The following is a 16,487-nucleotide window of genomic DNA, read 5'->3' as shown; positions in this document are numbered from 1 at the left end:
GGCGCTCGGCGGCGTCTGACGCCCTACGACGAGCGCTCAGCGGCCCTCGGCGAACACGCTCACGAACTCGCGCAGGACGCGCTCCCAGCGGTCCTGGTCGTAGTTCCACTCGCGGCAGTGCCGCGCGGTGTCCCACCGCTCGAGGCGCACGAGGTCGGGCCGCCGCCCTGCGAGGGCCACCGCGGGCCCGATCGGCACGAAGTCGTCGCCGTCCGAGGCGATGACGAGCATGGGGTGCCGCAGCTCGCCGGCGCGCGCGACCCAGTCGGTGCGGGCCACGTCGATCGGTTCGTGCACCCCGACGAGCCGACGTGTGCGACGGGAGCCCATGAGGTCGGTGGCCACCCGCACGAGCGGTCCGGGCACGCGGTGCAGCCGCCCGTGGTGGCGCAGCACGACGCCCCAGTCGATGACCGGGGAGTCGAGCACCACCCCGACGACGTAGTCCGACAGTGGTGACCGGTCGAGGGCCTGGAGCACGATGGCGCCGCCCATCGACCACCCGAGAAGGAGGATGCGCCGGGCACCGTGCGACACGGCATACCCCATGGCCGCCTCGACGTCGCGCCACTCCGACAGCCCGAGGTTGTAGCGCCCGTCCGGACCACGCGGGGCGTCGCGGTCGTTGCGGTAGGCGGCGACGAGGCTCGTCCACCCGGCCTCGCGCAGCACCGGCACCGCCCGGAGCGTCTCCTCCTTGCGCGCACCGCGGCCGTGCACGAGCACGGCCCAGTCGGCCCCGGTCGTGCCGTCCTCACGGCGCACCACCCAGCCCGGCAGCGGGCCAACGTCGGACAGGATGCTGACGTCCTCGTCGGGCAGGCCCAGGCTCACCGAGGGGCGGTCCCAGAAGTAGTACTGGTTCCAGCGGGCGGTCGCGGTCTCGACGGCTCCCCGGTCCACCGCCACGAGCCGTCGCGTCACCGACGTGGGGTCCGCGTCGACGATCTCACCGACCCGCGCGTGGCCCGCTCCCCCGTCGAGCCAGACGCCGTAGCGGCCCGGCACGACGGTCTCGGGGGTGACGCCGAAGGTGACCGTGTCGGCGTCGTGGCGCAGGATCTCGACGTCGTCCGGCTGCAGCTCGTCGGGCGTGATGACGCGTCGTGCGAAGTACGCGGCGGCCGCCACCGAACCGCCGGCCGCGCCGAGCACCGAACCCGTGCCGGCGGCCGCGGCCACGAGCACCGGACGCGAGACGAGACGGCGCACCTGCACGGGGCCATCGTCGCAAACGACCGGCGCACGCCGTGGGAGGGCGTGCCGCCGGGCGCACACGGATCAGGACAGGCGTATCAAATCGGGCGTCCGGCGCACCGTCCTTCGGGAGCCTCGGGGACCCACGGGCGGCGTGCCGCACCCCCTGATCGTTCCCCGGCCCACGCGTGGGCCGGTCGCGGTCGAGGAGGCGCCCGTTCGGGGTCGCGGTCACCACCTCGCCGTCTCGGGGTGCGAGGACGAGGTCCACGCGCCGCTTCTCACCGTCTCGTCCCACGAAAGGGGACATCCGTGTTCACCACCTTGCGCCGCGGCGCACTCAGCATCGCGGCGGCCGGGGCGCTCGTCGCCACGCCGGCCCTCGCGATGGGAGCCGGCGTCAGCCCGGCCACCTACGACGCGTCCGTCGACCCGGGCGACACCGTCCACGTCACCAAGACGATCAGCACGCCGGAGATCCCGCCCAAGCCCGACATCGTCCTCGTCGTCGACGAGACCGGCAGCATGGGGCCGGCGATCGACAACGTGAAGTCCGAGATGGGCTCGATCGTCACCACGGTCCAGGGAGCCCAGCCGCAGGCCCAGTTCGCCATCGCCTCCTACAAGGACGAGGGTGACGGGGCGGAGTTCTTCCAGGTCGAGACCGGCCTGACGGGCAGCCAGGCCACCGCCCAGACCGCGATCGACAGCCTGTCCGCGTCCGGGGGCGGCGACACCCCCGAGGGCCAGCTCAACGCCCTGTGGCAGGTCGGGTCCGGCGGCGGCGCCATCGCCTACCGACCCGACTCCTCGCGCATCGTCGTCTGGTTCGGCGACGCGAGCGGTCACGACCCGAGCGGCGGGCACAGCGAGGCCGACGCGACGGCATCCCTCACGGGGGTCGGCGCACAGGTCATCGCCATCAACGTCGAGTCCGGTGGGGCCGACGGCCTCAACGCGACCGGCCAGGCCCAGCGCATCGCCGACGCCACGTCGGGCACGTTCTTCCCGAGCGTGACGCCGGGCAACGTCGCGAGCACCATCCTCGCCGGTCTGGGCAACCTGCCCGCCGAGGTGACGGCGAACGTCGACTGCGACGCCGGCCTGTCGATCGGGTTCACTCCGTCCCTGCCCCAGACCGTGACGAGCGGCAGCGACGTCGTGCTCGACGAGGCCATCACGGTCGCCGCCGACGCCCCGCAGGGGTCGACGCTGACCTGCACGACGACCTTCCTCGTCAACGGTGCCGAGGCCGGGCCGGAGTTCGTCCAGACCGTGAGCATCAAGGTCAACGACGTCACGCCGCCGACCGTCTCGTGCGGCCCCGGCGTCAACCCGGACGGTGTGACGCCGCCCGGCTACAAGAAGGCCGGCTTCTACCAGCTCGTCGCCGACGACAACCTGCCGGGCACGACGGTGACGGTCTCCGACACCGCCACGGGGGCCTCCTTCGGTCCCTACGACCCCGGCACGTACATCAAGATGACGCAGGCGCTCGGTGCGACGCCGTCGTCCGTCCCCTTCGAGGGCATGGTCGACTGGCACGTCACCGTCCAGGGTGACCTGCTCCTGACGGCCACGGACGCCGCGGGCAACACGGCGACGGCCACCTGCACCGTCCCGCCGAACAAGAAGTGACGCCAGCGCGTCGATGAAGGTCCTGCGCGGCCCCGACCACCCCGGGCCGAGCAGCACGAGGGCCCCGGCCACCCACCGGGGCCCTCGTGGCGCGTCCGCACCCGGCCCGTAAGACCTCGTAAGGACCACGTCGTCGCCGGGCGGGCACAAACCCGGGTGACGTGGCGTTGGTCTGGACATGAGCCACGAGAACACCTCCGACAAGCCGTATGCCGTCCAGCGCACCGACGAGGAGTGGCGCGCAGCCCTGACGCCCGCCGAGTACAAGGTCCTGCGACAGGCCGGCACCGAGCCCGCGTTCCGCGGCGAGTACACCGACACCAGGACGCAGGGCGTCTACTCCTGCCGGGCCTGCGGCAGCGAGCTCTTCCGCAGCGACACGAAGTTCGAGTCGCACTGCGGCTGGCCGTCGTTCTACTCCCCGCTCGCCGGTGACACGGTCGAGTACATCGAGGACCGCGCCTTCGGCATGAAGCGCGTCGAGGTCCGGTGCGCCCGCTGCGGCTCGCACCTCGGGCACGTCTTCGAGGGCGAGGGCTACGACACCCCGACCGACCAGCGCTACTGCATCAACTCGATCTCGCTGCGCCTGCAGCCCGACGAGGGACCGTCTGCGCAGGCCTGACCGGCCGACCGCCGACGGGCTGCGGTCGCCCGGACTCCTCGCCTAGATTCGTCCCATGGTCGACGATGGCGACATCCGCATCGGCAGTGCCGAGCGCGACGAGGCGCTCGCCGCGCTCGCCGAGCACCACGCCGCGGGACGCCTCGACGCGAACGAGTACGAGGACCGGCGCGGCCGGGCGACCGACGCCGTCGTCCGGCGGGACCTGACCGAGCTCTTCGTCGACCTGCCCGAGCCACGTCCGCGGCTCGAGCCCGCGCGGGGCGGCGCCGTCTCGCGTCCGTCGGCGCCCCGCCAGGGGCCACGGAGCAGGGTGGCGCGCGTGCTCGTGAGCCTCGCCCCCTTCATCGCGCTCGCCGCGTTCCTGCGCACCGAGTCGTGGCTCGTCGTCCTGCTCATTCCCGTCATCGTGGCGATCGCCAAGGCGATCGACGACTGAGCCCCCGCCTGCACGTGCAGGCGGGGGCTCAGCGGCGCACGCGGGCGTCGCCGGCGCTCAGCGCAGGTTGGCGACGAGCTGGGCCGGCTCGACCTTCGGTCCGGTGAAGAACGGGATCTCCTCGCGCACGTGCATCCGGGCGCGGGACGCGCGCAGCTCGCGCATGAGGTCGACGATCCGGTGGAGCTCGTCGGCCTCGAAGGCGAGCAGCCACTCGTAGTCGCCGAGGGCGAAGGAGGCGATGGTGTTGGCCCGCACGTCGGGGAAGTCACGCGCCATCTGGCCGTGCTCGCGGAGCAGGTCGCGGCGCTCGGCGTCCTCGAGGAGGTACCACTCGTAGGAGCGGACGAACGGGTAGACGCAGACGTACTTCCGCGCCACCTCGTCGGCCATGAAGGCCGGGACGTGGCTCTTGTTGAACTCCGCGGGGCGGTGCAGCGCCGCGTTGCTCCAGACCGGCTCGAGGTGCGAGCCGAGCTCGGTGCGCAGGAGGCGGTGGTAGGCCGACTGGAGCTGCTCGATCGTCTCGGCGTGCCACCACACCATGAAGTCGGCGTCGCCGCGCAGGCCTGCGACGTCGTAGATGCCACGGACCACGACACCCTCGCCGGCGATCTCGTCGAGGAACGCCTCGAGGTCCGCCGTGACCGCGTCGCGGTCGTCGCCGACCGGCGTGACGGTGCTGAACACCGACCACATGCAGTAGCGGATGGTGTCGTTGATCTCCCGCATCTCGGCCGGGGTCAGGCGCTCGCTCATGGCCCCATCATCCCAAGCGGCTCGGGGCCCCTCGTCAGCGGGTCAGGACCGACCGCGCGGCAGCGCGGCCGGACGCGATGCACGCCGGGATGCCCACGCCGTCGTATGCCGCCCCGCACAGCGCGAGCCCGGGCGGCAGCACGCGGGTGGGCGCCAGACGCGAACGGTGCCCGACGGCATACTGCGGCAGTCCCCCGCCCCAGCGCTGGACGTGCGCGTCGACGGGGTCGGGCACCCCGTGCCCGAGCACCGTGCGCAGGTCGGCGAGGGCCACGGCGACGAGCTGGTCGTCGGAGCGCTGGAGCGAGGCCTCCTCGCGGTGACGGCCGACGGAGGCCCGCAGGAACGTCCGCCCCGGGTGGGCGGCTGCGAGCCAGGGCCACTTGACCGAGCTGAACGTCGACGCCTTGATCGTCAGCGACTCCGTGGGCGGGACGAGGAAGCCGCTGCCGTCGAGGACGGCCGGTGCGGCACCGTCGAGGGCGAACGTCACGATGGCCATGGACGCGTACTCGACGGTCGCGAGCGCCGCGGCGGCCGCGGGGGCGACGTCACGCAGCAGTCGCGAGGCCGGAGCCGCGGGGACGGCGAGCACGACGGCGTCGAAACGTTGCTCGACGACGTCGGTCGTGGGACCGGTCGACACGACCCAGGCGTCGCCGTCGCGACGGAGCCCGCGCACCACCGCGCCCCGTCGCACCAGGACACCAGCGGCGACGAGCTCGCGCTCGAGGGCCTCGGGCAGCGTCCCGAGGCCGCCGACGAGGGAGGCGAAGACGGGGCGACCGGCCATCGGTCCGCTCGCTGCCGACTCGGCTGCGGCACGGGCCACGTCGAGCAGCGGTCGGCCGTCGTGCGCTGCGGCCGCGAGGACCGGGACGGCCTGCTCGGCGGAGATCTCGCGGGCGTGCCCGGCGTAGACGCCGGCGAGCAGGGGCTCGACGAGGCGGTCCGTGACGGCACGCCCCAGCCGGGCGTCCACGAGGTCACCCACCGAGACGTCACCGACGACGGGGCCCTCGACGCGCTCGTGCGCCAGACGCTCCACCTCGTCGTCGGTGAGCAGCCCGCGCACCGACTCCGGGTCGGCCGGCACCCCCATCACCGTGCCGCGGGGCATCGGCCAGCGGCGCCCGCGCGAGACGATCGAGGCGCCGGCGGGTCCGGGGTGCGTCGTGAGGGCCGCGACGCCGAGCTCCTCGACGAGCGTGAGCGCCTCGGGGCGACGCGCCAGCACCGACTCGGCGCCGACGTCGATGCGCACCCCGCCGACCTCCTCGAGCCGCAGCTTCCCGCCCACCCGGTCGGAGCCCTCGAGGACCGTGACGGAGACGTCGACGCCGGAGCGACCGAGCTCCCAGGCGGCCGCCAGTCCGCTGATGCCACCACCGATGACCGCGACCGTCCTGCCCATGGCGCCACTCTCCCATCCCGGCTCCGGCGGTTTGTCCGAGGCCCGCCCGATGAGGGAATGTTGGGCGCATGAGCACGCCCGCGCTGCCCGTCGCCCAGCCCGTCGCCCAGCCCGCGGACCTCTCCGGACTCGTCGGTGCCGCCTACCGCGTCATCCAGGCGCTCGGCGAATGGGGTGTCGGAGCCCTGACGTTCCTCGAGACGGTGGTCCCTCCCATCCCGAGCGAGGTCGTGCTGCCGCTCTCCGGCTTCATCGCGCGGCAGGGCCAGCTCAGCCTGGGGCTGCTCCTCGTGACGAGCACCCTCGGCTCCTACCTCGGCGCCCTGACCCTCTACCTGCTGGCCGACCGCCTGGGCCAGGAGCGAGCGATCGACGTCATGGCCCGGCTCCCGCTCGTCGACCGGCACGACTTCGAGCGGGCGACGGACTGGTTCACCGACCACGGGCGCCGGTCGATCTTCTTCGGCCGGCTCGTCCCCGGAGTCCGGAGCCTCGTCTCCCTGCCCGCCGGCGCCGTCCACATGCCGCTGGCGCGGTTCACGGTCTTCACCGTCGCGGGAAGTGCCCTGTGGAACGGCCTGCTCATCGGCCTCGGCTGGGTGCTCGGCTCGCGCTACGAGCTCGTCGACCGGTACTCCTCGGTGCTCGACTGGGTCGTCGGGACGGCCGTGGTCGTCCTCGTCGGTTGGCTCGTCGTGCGCCGCGTCCGCCGGACCCGCCGCGGCCGCGTCCACGAGCACGGCTGACCCACCGCCGCGACCGCCCCGCGGGGCACCGCAACGATCGGGTCCACCTGCGTGTCTCTCATGACAAGGGACGTCGCCACACACACCGTGCGCACCACAGCTCCACCGTCAGGTACGGCACGGGAGGCGACCCGTCGAAAGGCTCGCCATGACCGCCACGCCACACCTGCCGCGTCTCGCCTCGCTCCCTCCCGCACGGCGACGTCTCCTCGCCATGGTCGCCGGGGTCGTCGCGGTGCTCGCGCTGTCGATCCCGCTGGGCCTCAAGGCTCTCCAGGGCGCCTCGTCCTCAGGCTCCTCCTCGTCCGCGGCATCGGCCGGAGAGGCGAGTCGCAGTGACGTGACCGGCAACGGCGTGGTCGGGCAGGACCTCGCGCCGCAGCCCGACGCCACGGCAGGCGCCAAGTCGCCCGCCGCCGACACGGGCTCGCTCGGCACCGGCGTCGCGGGGTCGGTCGCCGTCATCGAGCCGAAGATCGCGCGGTCCGCGTGGCTCGGGATCAAGGTCACCGACCTGACGGGATCGGCGGCCCGAGCCCGCGTCATCGCGACGGACGCCGGGGGCCAGGTGACGTCGGAGAACGTCGTGACCTCGGTCGACCCGACCGGCGGTCCGACCGGACCGGGCGGGGTCGACCCCCGCCTCGAGTCGGGATCGTCGCTGCCGACCGTCGGCGTCGACGAGGCCCGGATGGTGCTCAGCGTCCCGGCCAAGACCCTCGACGACGTGCTGACGCAGCTGTCCAAGATCGGGACGGTGTCCTACCGCTCGTCGCAGTCCCAGGACGTCACCGACACCTACGTCGACACCAAGGCGCGCATCGAGCCCATGCAGGACGGGATCACGCGTGTGCGTGCCCTGCTCACGAAGACGACGGACCTCCAGCAGGTCATCCTGCTCGAGAGCGAGCTGACCCGCCGTCAGGCCGAGCTCGACTCGCTGACGCAACGCCTGGCCCAGCTCGACGCGATGACGACGACGAGCGACGTCACGGTGACGCTCTGGACCGACGCGACGACGCCCGTGCAGACCGAGAGCGGCCTCACCGGGGGCCTGCGCACCGCGTGGGACAGCCTCGTCGGCTCGCTCACCGTCATCCTCACCGGACTCGCGGCGCTCCTGCCCTGGCTCGTCCTCCTCGTGCCGCTCACCCTGGTCGCCCTGCGCCTGTGGCGTCGCCGTGCTGCCGGTACGCCGTCCGTCGGCTCCCACTCCAACGGTGGTGCCGGTACCGGCAGCGGCGCCGGACCCACACCGGCACCGCAGCCGGCAGCAGCCCCGGTACCGGCATCTGCCTCCCCGTCGGCGACGGACGACTGACGCGAGGAGACGAGAAGGGCGCAGGGGCCGTCGGTGGCTCGGTCAGCGACCGAGCCGCCGGCGGACCATGTCGCCGACCTGGCGCACCTCGCGCACGTGCATGGCGTGGGCGATGCCGAGGTAGATGACGCCGAAGACGAGACCGACGAGACCGATCTCGATGGCACTGGCGAACATCCGCTTGAGGGCCGAGGTCGTTCCCTCGACCGCGGCCCCGGTGATGGGGTCGAGCACCTGGGTGACACCCCAGGCGACGACGCCGGCGACGGCGGCGGCGAGGCCGACGCGCGACGCCGTGACGAGCCCCTCCCCGAGGCCGAGCCTCCCGATGCGCCGACGCAGCAGGAAGAGGCCGACCATGGAGCTGACGACGTTGCCCACCGTCTGGCCCATCGCCATGACCCCGATGGCCCAGACCGGGTTGATGAACAGCGTCACGACGCCGGCGAGCGCGCTGATGCCGGTCAGGAGCACCTGCATGACGACGGTCGGCTTGCCGTCCTCGAGGGCGAAGAACATGCGGTAGCAGAGCAGGTCGAGCCCGAAGGGCACGAGCCCCAGGATCATGATGATGAGGACGCTGGCGGAGACCTCGACCGAGCGCGGTTCGATGCCGGGGTTGAGCAGCGCGACGATCGGCTCGGCGAGCACGATGACCGCGACCATGATCGGCACGTTGGCCACGAGCGGCATCGTCAGGCCGGTGCGGAAGTCACGGCGCAGGCTCTCCTTGTCCCCGGAGGCCGCGGCGGCCGAGAAGCGCGGGAAGAGCGCGGTGATGATCGAGACCGTGATGAACGCGTGCGGCAGCATGAAGAGCGTGAACGCGATGGCGTATGCCGCCGGGCCTCGTACCGCGTCCTCGAGACCGAGCGCCGTGGCGGAGGCCGTCGCGTTGTTGAGGACGCCCTGGCTGATGAAGAAGCCGACCTGCGACACCGCCAGCCCGCCGAAGGCCCAGAGGGCGAGGCGGCTGACGCCTCCGAGGCCGACGCCGCGCAGGCCCCAGCGAGGGCGGTAGTGGAACCCGGTCCGCCGCAGGGCAGGGACGAGGGACAGGGCCTGGACGATCACGGACAACGTGGCCGAGCCGGCGAAGAGCCAGATCATCGGCCCGGTCCACTCGGACGGGTCCCGCGGTTGGTCGCGCCCGGGGGCTCCGCGTGGTGCGTCCTTGGGGAAGACGAAGAGGAAGAGCACCAGCCCGGTGACGGCCACGACGTTGGCGATGAAGGGGGCCCACGCGAAGGCGGCGAACTGCCCGCGTGCGTTGAGGATCTGCCCGAGCAGGGCGAAGAGCCCGTAGAAGAAGATCTGCGGCAGGCAGATGAGCGAGAACGCGAGCGCGAGGTCCTTGAAGTCCGGCGACGAGCTGCGGGCGAGCAGCCAGACGAACCCCCCGGCGGCGGCCATGACGACGACCGTGATGACCGCCATCGCCGTGAGCGCCACCGTGATGACGCGGTCGGTGAACTCCTGGCCGCCGTCCTCGAGCTTCATCGCCCGGGCGAGCGACGGGATGAGGACCGCGTTGAGGATGCCGCCGGCCGCGAGCACGTAGAGCACGTTGGGCAGCGTGTTGGCCAGGGAGAAGGCGTCACCGGCGAGCTTCGCACCGATGATCGCGGTGATGAGGCCGTTGCGCACGACCCCGAGCACGCGCGATGCCACAGACCCACCGAGCATGGTGAGGCTGGAGCGAGCGACCGACGGTGCCGCCGTCGTCATGGGCGGCTCGAGCACTCGTGGACGAGTGCCGTGACCCGGGTCAGCACGTCGGGGTCCACGGTGGGCAGCACGCCGTGGCCGAGGTTGAAGATGTGGCCCGGGGCGTGGCGCCCCTCCTCGACGATCTCCCGGACGCGGCGCTCGAGGGCGTCCCACGGCGCGAAGAGCAGGGCCGGGTCGAGGTTGCCCTGGACGGCATACGTCGGCCCGAGGCGGTCCACGGCGTCGGTGAGCGACACGCGGTAGTCGACGCCGACCACCTCGGCGCCCGCCTCACCCATGAGGCCGAGCAGCTCACCCGTGCCGACGCCGAAGTGGATGCGGGGCACGTCGAGGTCGGCGACGGCGGCGAGCGCGACCGACGAGTGGGGCATGGCGCGCGCGGCGTAGTCGGCCTTCGACAGGGCACCGGCCCACGAGTCGAAGAGCTGGACGGCGCTGGCGCCGGCCTGCGCCTGCACGCGGAGGAACTCGCCCGAGATCTGCGCGAGCCTCGCGCACAGGGCGTCCCACAGCTCGGGGTCGCCGTGCATGAGGGCCTTGGTCTTCTCGTGGTTCTTGGAGGGGCCGCCCTCGACGAGGTAGGACGCGAGCGTGAAGGGCGCTCCGGCGAAGCCGATGAGCGGGACGTCACCGAGCTCACGGACGAGCAGGCCCACGGCCTCGGTGATGAAGGGGACGTGCTCGGGCGTCAGCGGGACGAGCTGGTCGAGGTCGGCGGCGGTGCGGATCGGGTGGGCCACGACCGGGCCCACGCCGGGCACGATGTCGAGGTCGACCCCGATGGCCTTGAGGGGCACGACGATGTCGCTGAAGAAGATGGCCGCGTCGACGCCGTGGCGGCGCACGGGCTGGAGCGTGATCTCCGTGACGAGGTCGGGGCGCATGCACGACTCGAGCATCGGGATGCCCTCGCGGACGGCGCGGTACTCGGGCAGCGAACGCCCCGCCTGGCGCATGAACCACACCGGGGTCCGGGTCACCGACTCGCGGCGCGCAGCGCGGACGAGGTCGCTCTGGCGGGTGTCTGGCGGGGCTGTGGTCGGCACCGGTCAATCCTGCCACGGCGGGCACGTGCCCCCGCGCCACGCGCGTCCGGCGCGCCCTGAGGACAGATCGCCCGACTCCGGCATACCCTCATCTGGTGCACACGCGAACGTTGCCGGGCAACCACGGCGCGGTCTTCGCCAGGACGCTCAGCGCCCTGCGAGACGTCCGTCTGCGTTCCGAGGTGCGGCTGACCGAGGTGCCGGCGCCGACGCGCATCGCGCCGTACGCCGCAGCCCTGACCGCTGACGTCATCGACGTCGCAGACCCCGACGACGACCTCGCGACCGGACGGTTCGTCCTCCTGCACGATCCGGCAGCCCCCGACACGTGGGACGGCCAGTGGCGCATCGTCACGTTCGCGCGGGCCGAGCTCGAGCCCGAGCTCGCCGGCGACCCGATGCTCGGGGCCGTCGGGTGGTCGTGGCTGACCGACTCGCTCGCCAACCGCAACCTCGGCTGGACGGCCGAGGCTGGCACGGTGACCCGTGTGGTCAGTGAGAGCTTCGCGGGTCTCGCCGACCGCGAGGCGAGTGTCGAGATGGAGATCCGCGCCTCCTGGACCCCGGTCGGCGGCGACGCCACCGACCACCTGCGCGCGTGGGCGGACATGCTCTGCACCATCGCCGGCATCCCGCCGCTGCCCGACGGCGTCGTCCCCCTCCCGGGGCAGCGACGGTGACGGCGGAGCCGAACGAGCCCGCCGACGACCTCGGCGACGACCAGGCCGCCGACCTCGCACCCGACGCCGCCGCTGAGCTCGTCCCGCTGACCCACCCGCGGGACGGGGTGCCCGACGTCGTCGTCGACGAGCGCGCCCTGATGCGCGCCGCCGAGGCCATCGGCAACGGCACCGGCCCCGTCGGCATCGACGCCGAGCGCGCGTCGGGCTACCGCTACGGCCAGCGCGCCTACCTCGTGCAGGTCCGCCGCGAGGGCTCCGGGTCCTGGCTCATCGACCCCATCGCCTGCCCCGACCTCTCCCCCGTCGGTGAGGCCATCGGCGACGCCGAGTGGATCCTGCACGCGGCCACCCAGGACCTCCCGTGCCTGGCCGAGGTCGGGCTGCGTCCCCAGTCGCTCTTCGACACCGAGCTCGGCGGCCGGCTCGCCGGTCTGCCCCGCGTCGGGCTCGGCGCCATGGTCGAGCACTACCTGGGCCTGCAGCTGGCCAAGGAGCACTCGGCCGTCGACTGGTCGGTGCGCCCCCTTCCCGAGCCGTGGCTGCGGTATGCCGCTCTCGACGTCGAGGTGCTCGTCGACCTGCGTGACGCGGTGGCCGCCGAGCTCGCGTCGCAGGGCAAGGCGGCCTGGGCCGCCGAGGAGTTCACGCACCTGCTCGACTTCACCGGTCCCGAGCCGCGCGTCGACCCGTGGCGTCGCACGTCGGGGATGCACAAGGTGCGCGGCCGTCGGGGTCTGGCCATCGTGCGTGAGCTGTGGCTCTGGCGCGACGCCGTGGCCCAGCAGCGCGACACCTCCCCCGGACGGGTCCTGCCGGACGCGGCGATCAGCGAGATCGCCATCGCCAACCAGCGGGCGACGAAGCCGCCACGCACCGTGGGCTCCGCCGAGCCGCGGCTGGCCCGCTCGGTGCGCCGCCACCAGGAGGCGATCATCGAGGTCGTCGCGCGCGCCCTCGCCCTCCCCGACGACGAGCTGCCCGTCCTGGCCCTCCCGCCGAGCGGCCCGCCGCCGCCCAAGGCGTGGGCCGACCGCGACCCCGTCGCCGCGGCCCGCCTGGCCCGCGCCCGGGAGCTGCTCGGTGCGATCTCCGAGGAGCTGGCCGTCCCGGTCGAGAACCTCCTGACCCCCGACCTGCTGCGCCGCTTCCTGTGGGAGGGACCGGCGGCGCCGTCGACCTCCGAGGTCGCCGAGGCCCTCTCCGCCATGGGGGCCCGGCGCTGGCAGACGACGATCACCGCGCCCCTGATCTCCCTCGCCTGCAGCGAGAACCCGCCCGCCTGAGGCGTGTCCCTCCCTCGCGAGCCGTGGTGAGGATGGTCACCCGTGGGCCCGTTGGCCCCGAAGTTACCGAGAAGTAGTATCGAGGAGGTCGCTCTCCGCCGCGGCCCGACGCCGGCGTCATCGCCGGCCCACCGACCCCGATCCACCGCGATCACCCTCGATCCACTGGGAGGCACCGTGCCCCGCGCACTCAATGAGGTCGTCTTCGTCGACGGCGTCCGGACGCCGTTCGGCAAGGCCGGAGACAAGGGCATGTACGCCCAGACCCGCGCCGACGACCTCGTCATCCGGTGCATCCGTGAGCTGCTCCACCGCAACCCGAACCTGCCCAAGGACAAGGTCGAGGAGGTCGCCATCGCCGCGACCACCCAGATCGGCGACCAGGGCCTCACCCTCGGCCGCACCGCGGCGCTTCTCTCGGGCCTGCCCAACACGACGCCCGGCTACTCCGTCGACCGGATGTGTGCCGGCGCGATGACCGCCGTGACCAACACGGCGAGCTCGATCGCCTTCGGCGCCTACGACATCGCCATCGCCGGCGGCGTCGAGCACATGGGCCGCCACCCCATGGGTGAGGGCGTCGACCCCAACCCGCGCATCGTCTCCGAGAAGATCGTCGACCCCGACGCCCTCGTCATGGGCAAGACCGCCGAGAACCTCCACGACCGCTTCCCGCAGCTGACGAAGCAGCGGTCCGACGCCTTCGCCGTCGGCAGCCAGGACAAGCTCGCCCAGGCGTACGCCGACGGCAAGATCCAGCGCGATCTCGTCACCGTCGCCACCCGTCACGCCGAGCAGGGCTGGGGTCTCGCGACCGCCGACGAGCCGCCGCGTCCCGGCACGACCGTCGACGACCTCGGCCAGCTCAAGACGCCCTTCCGTGCGCACGGCAACGTCACCGCGGGCAACGCCGCCGGCCTCAACGACGGCGCGACCGCGTGCCTGCTCGCCTCCGAGACGGCTGCGACCGAGCTCGGCCTGCCGGTGCGGATGCGCCTCGTGTCGTTCTCCTTCGTCGGCGTCGAGCCCGAGGTCATGGGCGTCGGGCCCGTGCCGGCCACGGAGAAGGCGCTTGCCAAGGCGGGCCTCACGATCGGCGACATCGGCCTCTTCGAGCTCAACGAGGCGTTCGCCGTCCAGGTGCTCGCCTTCCTCGACCACTTCGGCATCGCCGACGACGACCCGCGCGTCAACGAGTACGGCGGCGCCATCGCCACCGGTCACCCGCTGGCCAGCTCCGGCGTGCGCCTCATGACCCAGCTCTCGCGCCAGTTCGAGGAGCACCCGGAGGTCCGCTACGGCCTGACCGCCATGTGCATCGGCATCGGCATGGGCGGAGCCGTCATCTGGGAGAACCCGCACCACGAGGCCTACGAGTCCTCGACGACCCGCACGACCGCAGAGGAGATCGCCAAGTGAGCGCCACCACCACCGAGAAGCCCACGGCCGCAAGCGACTTCGCCTCCGAGGTCGTGACGCGCACCCCCGTGCACGACATCGCCCTCCCGGGTGGCGGCGGCACCCTCGCGCTCATCACCCTCGACAACGGCTTCGACCACACCAAGCCCAACACCTTCGGCCCGCAGTCGATCGCCGGTCTCGCGGCCACCGTCGAGCGCCTGCGTGAGCGCGCCGTGGCGGGCGAGATCGTCGCCGTCGCCGTCACCGGCAAGCCGTTCATCTTCGCCGTCGGCGCCGACCTCACCGGCGTGCCGTTCATCGGGTCGCGCGACCAGGCGCTCGAGATCGCCCGGGCCGGCCACGCGGCATACGCAGCCTTCTCCGACCTGCCGGTCCCGACCTTCGCCTTCGTCAACGGCGCCGCCATGGGCGGCGGTGTCGAGCTGGCGCTGTCGGCGACCTACCGCACGATGAGCGCGGGCGTCCCGGCCGTCGCCCTGCCCGAGGTCTTCCTCGGCCTCGTGCCCGGCTGGGGCGGCTGCTGGATGCTGCCCAACCTCGTCGGCATCGAGAAGGCGATCACCGTCGTCATCGACAACCCGCTGAGCCAGAACCGCATGCTCAAGGGCGTCGACGCCTACAGGCTCGGGATGGCCGACGCGCTGCTCGAGCCTGCGGACTTCATCGAGGAGTCGATCGCCTGGGCGGCCCGCGTGCTGTCCGGTGAGGTGACCGTCGAGCGCCCCGAGGTCGATCGCGACGAGGCGGCGTGGAGCGCCGCCATCGCCAAGGCCAAGGGCCTCGCCGACGTCAAGACGGGCCGCCAGGCCAAGAGCCCGTATGCCGCCCTCGACCTGCTCGCCGCCGCTCGCACCGCGACGCGCGAGGAGGGATTCGCCGCCGAGGACGAGGTGCTCGCCGACCTGCTCATGAGCGACGAGCTGCGCGCCGGGCTCTACGCCTTCGACCTCGTGCAGAAGCGCGCCAAGCGTCCCGCCGGAGCCCCGGACAAGGCGCTCGCACGCACGGTCACGAAGGTCGGCATCGTCGGCGCCGGCCTCATGGCCAGCCAGCTCGCGCTGCTCTTCATCCAGCGCCTCCAGGTGCCGGTCGTGCTCACCGACATCGACGACGAGCGCGTCGCCAAGGGCGTCGGCTACGTCCACGCCGAGCTCGACAAGCTCGCCGGCAAGGGTCGGCTGAACCCCGACAGGCTGAACCGTTACAAGGCGCTCGTCAGGGGGTCGACGAGCAAGGACGGCTTCGCCGACGCCGACTTCGTCATCGAGGCGGTCTTCGAGGAGATGTCGGTCAAGCAGCAGGTCTTCGCCGAGGTCGAGGCCGTCGTCTCGGCCGAGTGCGTGCTCGCGACGAACACCTCGAGCCTGTCGATCGCCGAGATGGCCGGGACGCTCGAGCACCCGGAGCGGGTCGTCGGCTTCCACTTCTTCAACCCGGTGGCGGTCATGCCCCTGCTCGAGATCATCCCGGGCGAGCGCACCGACGACCCCACTCTCGCAACGGCATTCGCCGTCGGCAAGGCGCTCAAGAAGACCTGCATCCTGGCCGCGGACCGGCCGTCGTTCATCGTCAACCGACTGCTCGGGCGGTTCATGGGCGAGGCCGCGAAGATCCTCGACGAGGGCACGCCGATCGAGGTCGTCGACCGCGCCTTCGCCGGTCTCGCCCCGATGCCGCCGTTCGTCCTCATCGGGCTCGTGGGGCCGGCCATCGCACTGCACAACGGCGAGACGCTCGTGCGCGCCTTCCCCGACCGCTTCTACGCGTCCCCGACGCTGCAGCGGATCGTCGCGGCCGGCAAGCGCGGCTTCTACGACCTCAGCTCGGGTCGCCCGGTCCTCGACCCCGAGGTCGCCGAGCTCATCGAGAAGCCGGCCGAGCCGGTCGTCCTCGACCTCCCCCAGGTGCGCCAGCGCGTGCTCACGGTCCTGGCCGACGAGGCGCGACGCATGCTCGACGAGGGTGTCGCGCAGGCGCCGATGGACATCGACCTCGCGATGATCACCGGCGCGGGCTTCCAGTTCTGGAACGGTGGCATCACGCCGCTCCTCGACCGGACCGGCGTGGCAGAGGCCGTCACCGGATCGCGCTTCCTGCCCGACGGCGTGGCCAACGCCAGGACCCCTGCCTGACCGCGATCCACCTCCCACCGTCGAAAGGCCACGAACCGGGCTCAGCGGCCG

Annotated in this window: 14 protein-coding genes; 9 read left to right on the top strand and 5 right to left on the bottom strand. The window is 72.7% G+C overall.

Translation table 11 applies throughout. From position 1 onward, the window contains the following. Positions 1-36 precede the first annotated feature (36 nt). Complete coding sequence (locus ACSQ2D_RS10270; RefSeq protein WP_435985853.1) at positions 37-1,218, bottom strand: alpha/beta hydrolase family protein; 1,182 nt, start codon at positions 1,216-1,218, stop codon at positions 37-39. A gap of 291 nt (positions 1,219-1,509) precedes the next feature. On the opposite strand from ACSQ2D_RS10270, the gene ACSQ2D_RS10265 reads away from it, so the two are divergent. The 3 genes from ACSQ2D_RS10265 (at position 1,510) to ACSQ2D_RS10255 (ending at position 3,899) form a co-directional block, all read left to right on the top strand. Continuing rightward, positions 1,510-2,835: a vWA domain-containing protein gene (locus ACSQ2D_RS10265; protein ID WP_435985852.1), complete on the top strand. Its 1,326-nt coding sequence runs from the start codon at positions 1,510-1,512 to the stop codon at positions 2,833-2,835. A 178-nt stretch (positions 2,836-3,013) separates the two neighbouring features. Beyond that, a complete protein-coding gene (gene msrB, locus ACSQ2D_RS10260) occupies positions 3,014-3,460 on the top strand; it encodes a peptide-methionine (R)-S-oxide reductase MsrB (RefSeq protein WP_435985851.1) in 447 nt (148 codons plus the stop codon). Between the two features lie 55 nt (positions 3,461-3,515). After that, complete coding sequence (locus tag ACSQ2D_RS10255; RefSeq protein ID WP_435985850.1) at positions 3,516-3,899, top strand: DUF1707 SHOCT-like domain-containing protein; 384 nt, start codon at positions 3,516-3,518, stop codon at positions 3,897-3,899. A gap of 57 nt (positions 3,900-3,956) precedes the next feature. Here the strand turns inward: ACSQ2D_RS10255 and hemQ are convergent, their stop codons facing one another. Together hemQ and hemG are read right to left on the bottom strand one after the other, a co-directional pair. Then, positions 3,957-4,658 carry a hydrogen peroxide-dependent heme synthase gene (hemQ, locus tag ACSQ2D_RS10250; protein WP_435985849.1) on the bottom strand — a complete coding sequence of 234 codons (702 nt, stop codon included), beginning with the start codon at positions 4,656-4,658 and terminating at the stop codon, positions 3,957-3,959. Between the two features lie 34 nt (positions 4,659-4,692). Continuing rightward, positions 4,693-6,072 (bottom strand): protoporphyrinogen oxidase, encoded by a 1,380-nt coding sequence (hemG, locus tag ACSQ2D_RS10245; RefSeq protein ID WP_435985848.1) that lies wholly within the window; start codon positions 6,070-6,072, stop codon positions 4,693-4,695. Between the two features lie 68 nt (positions 6,073-6,140). Here hemG and ACSQ2D_RS10240 point away from each other — a divergent pair, with 68 nt between their 5' ends. Together ACSQ2D_RS10240 and ACSQ2D_RS10235 are read left to right on the top strand one after the other, a co-directional pair. After that, positions 6,141-6,818: a DedA family protein gene (locus tag ACSQ2D_RS10240; protein WP_435985847.1), complete on the top strand. Its 678-nt coding sequence runs from the start codon at positions 6,141-6,143 to the stop codon at positions 6,816-6,818. 148 nt (positions 6,819-6,966) lie between these two features. Beyond that, positions 6,967-8,139 carry a DUF4349 domain-containing protein gene (locus ACSQ2D_RS10235; protein ID WP_435985846.1) on the top strand — a complete coding sequence of 391 codons (1,173 nt, stop codon included), beginning with the start codon at positions 6,967-6,969 and terminating at the stop codon, positions 8,137-8,139. 42 nt (positions 8,140-8,181) lie between these two features. Here ACSQ2D_RS10235 and murJ read toward each other — a convergent pair whose 3' ends face one another. Together murJ and hemE are read right to left on the bottom strand one after the other, a co-directional pair. Then, entirely contained in the window at positions 8,182-9,867 is a 1,686-nt protein-coding gene (gene murJ / locus ACSQ2D_RS10230) for a murein biosynthesis integral membrane protein MurJ (RefSeq protein WP_435985845.1), read from the bottom strand. After that, positions 9,864-10,916, bottom strand: a complete 1,053-nt coding sequence (gene hemE, locus ACSQ2D_RS10225; protein ID WP_435985844.1) for a uroporphyrinogen decarboxylase — start codon at positions 10,914-10,916, stop codon at positions 9,864-9,866. Before hemE ends, murJ begins: the two co-directional genes overlap by 4 nt. A gap of 95 nt (positions 10,917-11,011) precedes the next feature. On the opposite strand from hemE, the gene ACSQ2D_RS10220 reads away from it, so the two are divergent. The 4 genes from ACSQ2D_RS10220 (at position 11,012) to ACSQ2D_RS10205 (ending at position 16,436) form a co-directional block, all read left to right on the top strand. Next, the gene (locus tag ACSQ2D_RS10220) at positions 11,012-11,596 is read left to right on the top strand and encodes a DUF3000 domain-containing protein (RefSeq protein ID WP_020145570.1); all 585 of its coding nucleotides are present in this window, start codon (positions 11,012-11,014) and stop codon (positions 11,594-11,596) included. After that, complete coding sequence (locus ACSQ2D_RS10215; RefSeq protein ID WP_435985843.1) at positions 11,593-12,882, top strand: HRDC domain-containing protein; 1,290 nt, start codon at positions 11,593-11,595, stop codon at positions 12,880-12,882. The genes ACSQ2D_RS10220 and ACSQ2D_RS10215 overlap by 4 nt, the downstream gene beginning before the upstream one ends. 177 nt (positions 12,883-13,059) lie before the next feature. Next, complete coding sequence (locus ACSQ2D_RS10210) at positions 13,060-14,301, top strand: thiolase family protein (protein ID WP_435985842.1); 1,242 nt, start codon at positions 13,060-13,062, stop codon at positions 14,299-14,301. Continuing rightward, positions 14,298-16,436, top strand: coding sequence for a 3-hydroxyacyl-CoA dehydrogenase NAD-binding domain-containing protein (locus ACSQ2D_RS10205; protein ID WP_435985841.1), 2,139 nt, complete (start codon positions 14,298-14,300; stop codon positions 16,434-16,436). Before ACSQ2D_RS10210 ends, ACSQ2D_RS10205 begins: the two co-directional genes overlap by 4 nt. Positions 16,437-16,487 lie beyond the last annotated feature (51 nt).

Source organism: Terrabacter sp. LjRoot27 (genome assembly GCF_964254175.1).
Taxonomy (GTDB): domain Bacteria; phylum Actinomycetota; class Actinomycetes; order Actinomycetales; family Dermatophilaceae; genus Terrabacter.
The sequence above is the reverse complement of the archived record's forward strand: the minus strand, read 5'-3'. Positions and strand labels throughout refer to the sequence as shown.

Excerpts from the sequence above, each read along its gene's own strand:
- msrB (WP_435985851.1), top strand. The coding sequence starts at position 3,014 with ATGAGCCACGAGAACACCTCCGACAAGCCGTATGCCGTCCAGCGCACC.
- ACSQ2D_RS10235 (WP_435985846.1), top strand. The coding sequence starts at position 6,967 with ATGACCGCCACGCCACACCTGCCGCGTCTCGCCTCGCTCCCTCCCGCA.
- ACSQ2D_RS10255 (WP_435985850.1), top strand. The coding sequence starts at position 3,516 with ATGGTCGACGATGGCGACATCCGCATCGGCAGTGCCGAGCGCGACGAG.
- murJ (WP_435985845.1), bottom strand. The coding sequence starts at position 9,867 with ATGACGACGGCGGCACCGTCGGTCGCTCGCTCCAGCCTCACCATGCTC.
- hemG (WP_435985848.1), bottom strand. The coding sequence starts at position 6,072 with ATGGGCAGGACGGTCGCGGTCATCGGTGGTGGCATCAGCGGACTGGCG.
- hemQ (WP_435985849.1), bottom strand. The coding sequence starts at position 4,658 with ATGAGCGAGCGCCTGACCCCGGCCGAGATGCGGGAGATCAACGACACC.
- ACSQ2D_RS10240 (WP_435985847.1), top strand. The coding sequence starts at position 6,141 with ATGAGCACGCCCGCGCTGCCCGTCGCCCAGCCCGTCGCCCAGCCCGCG.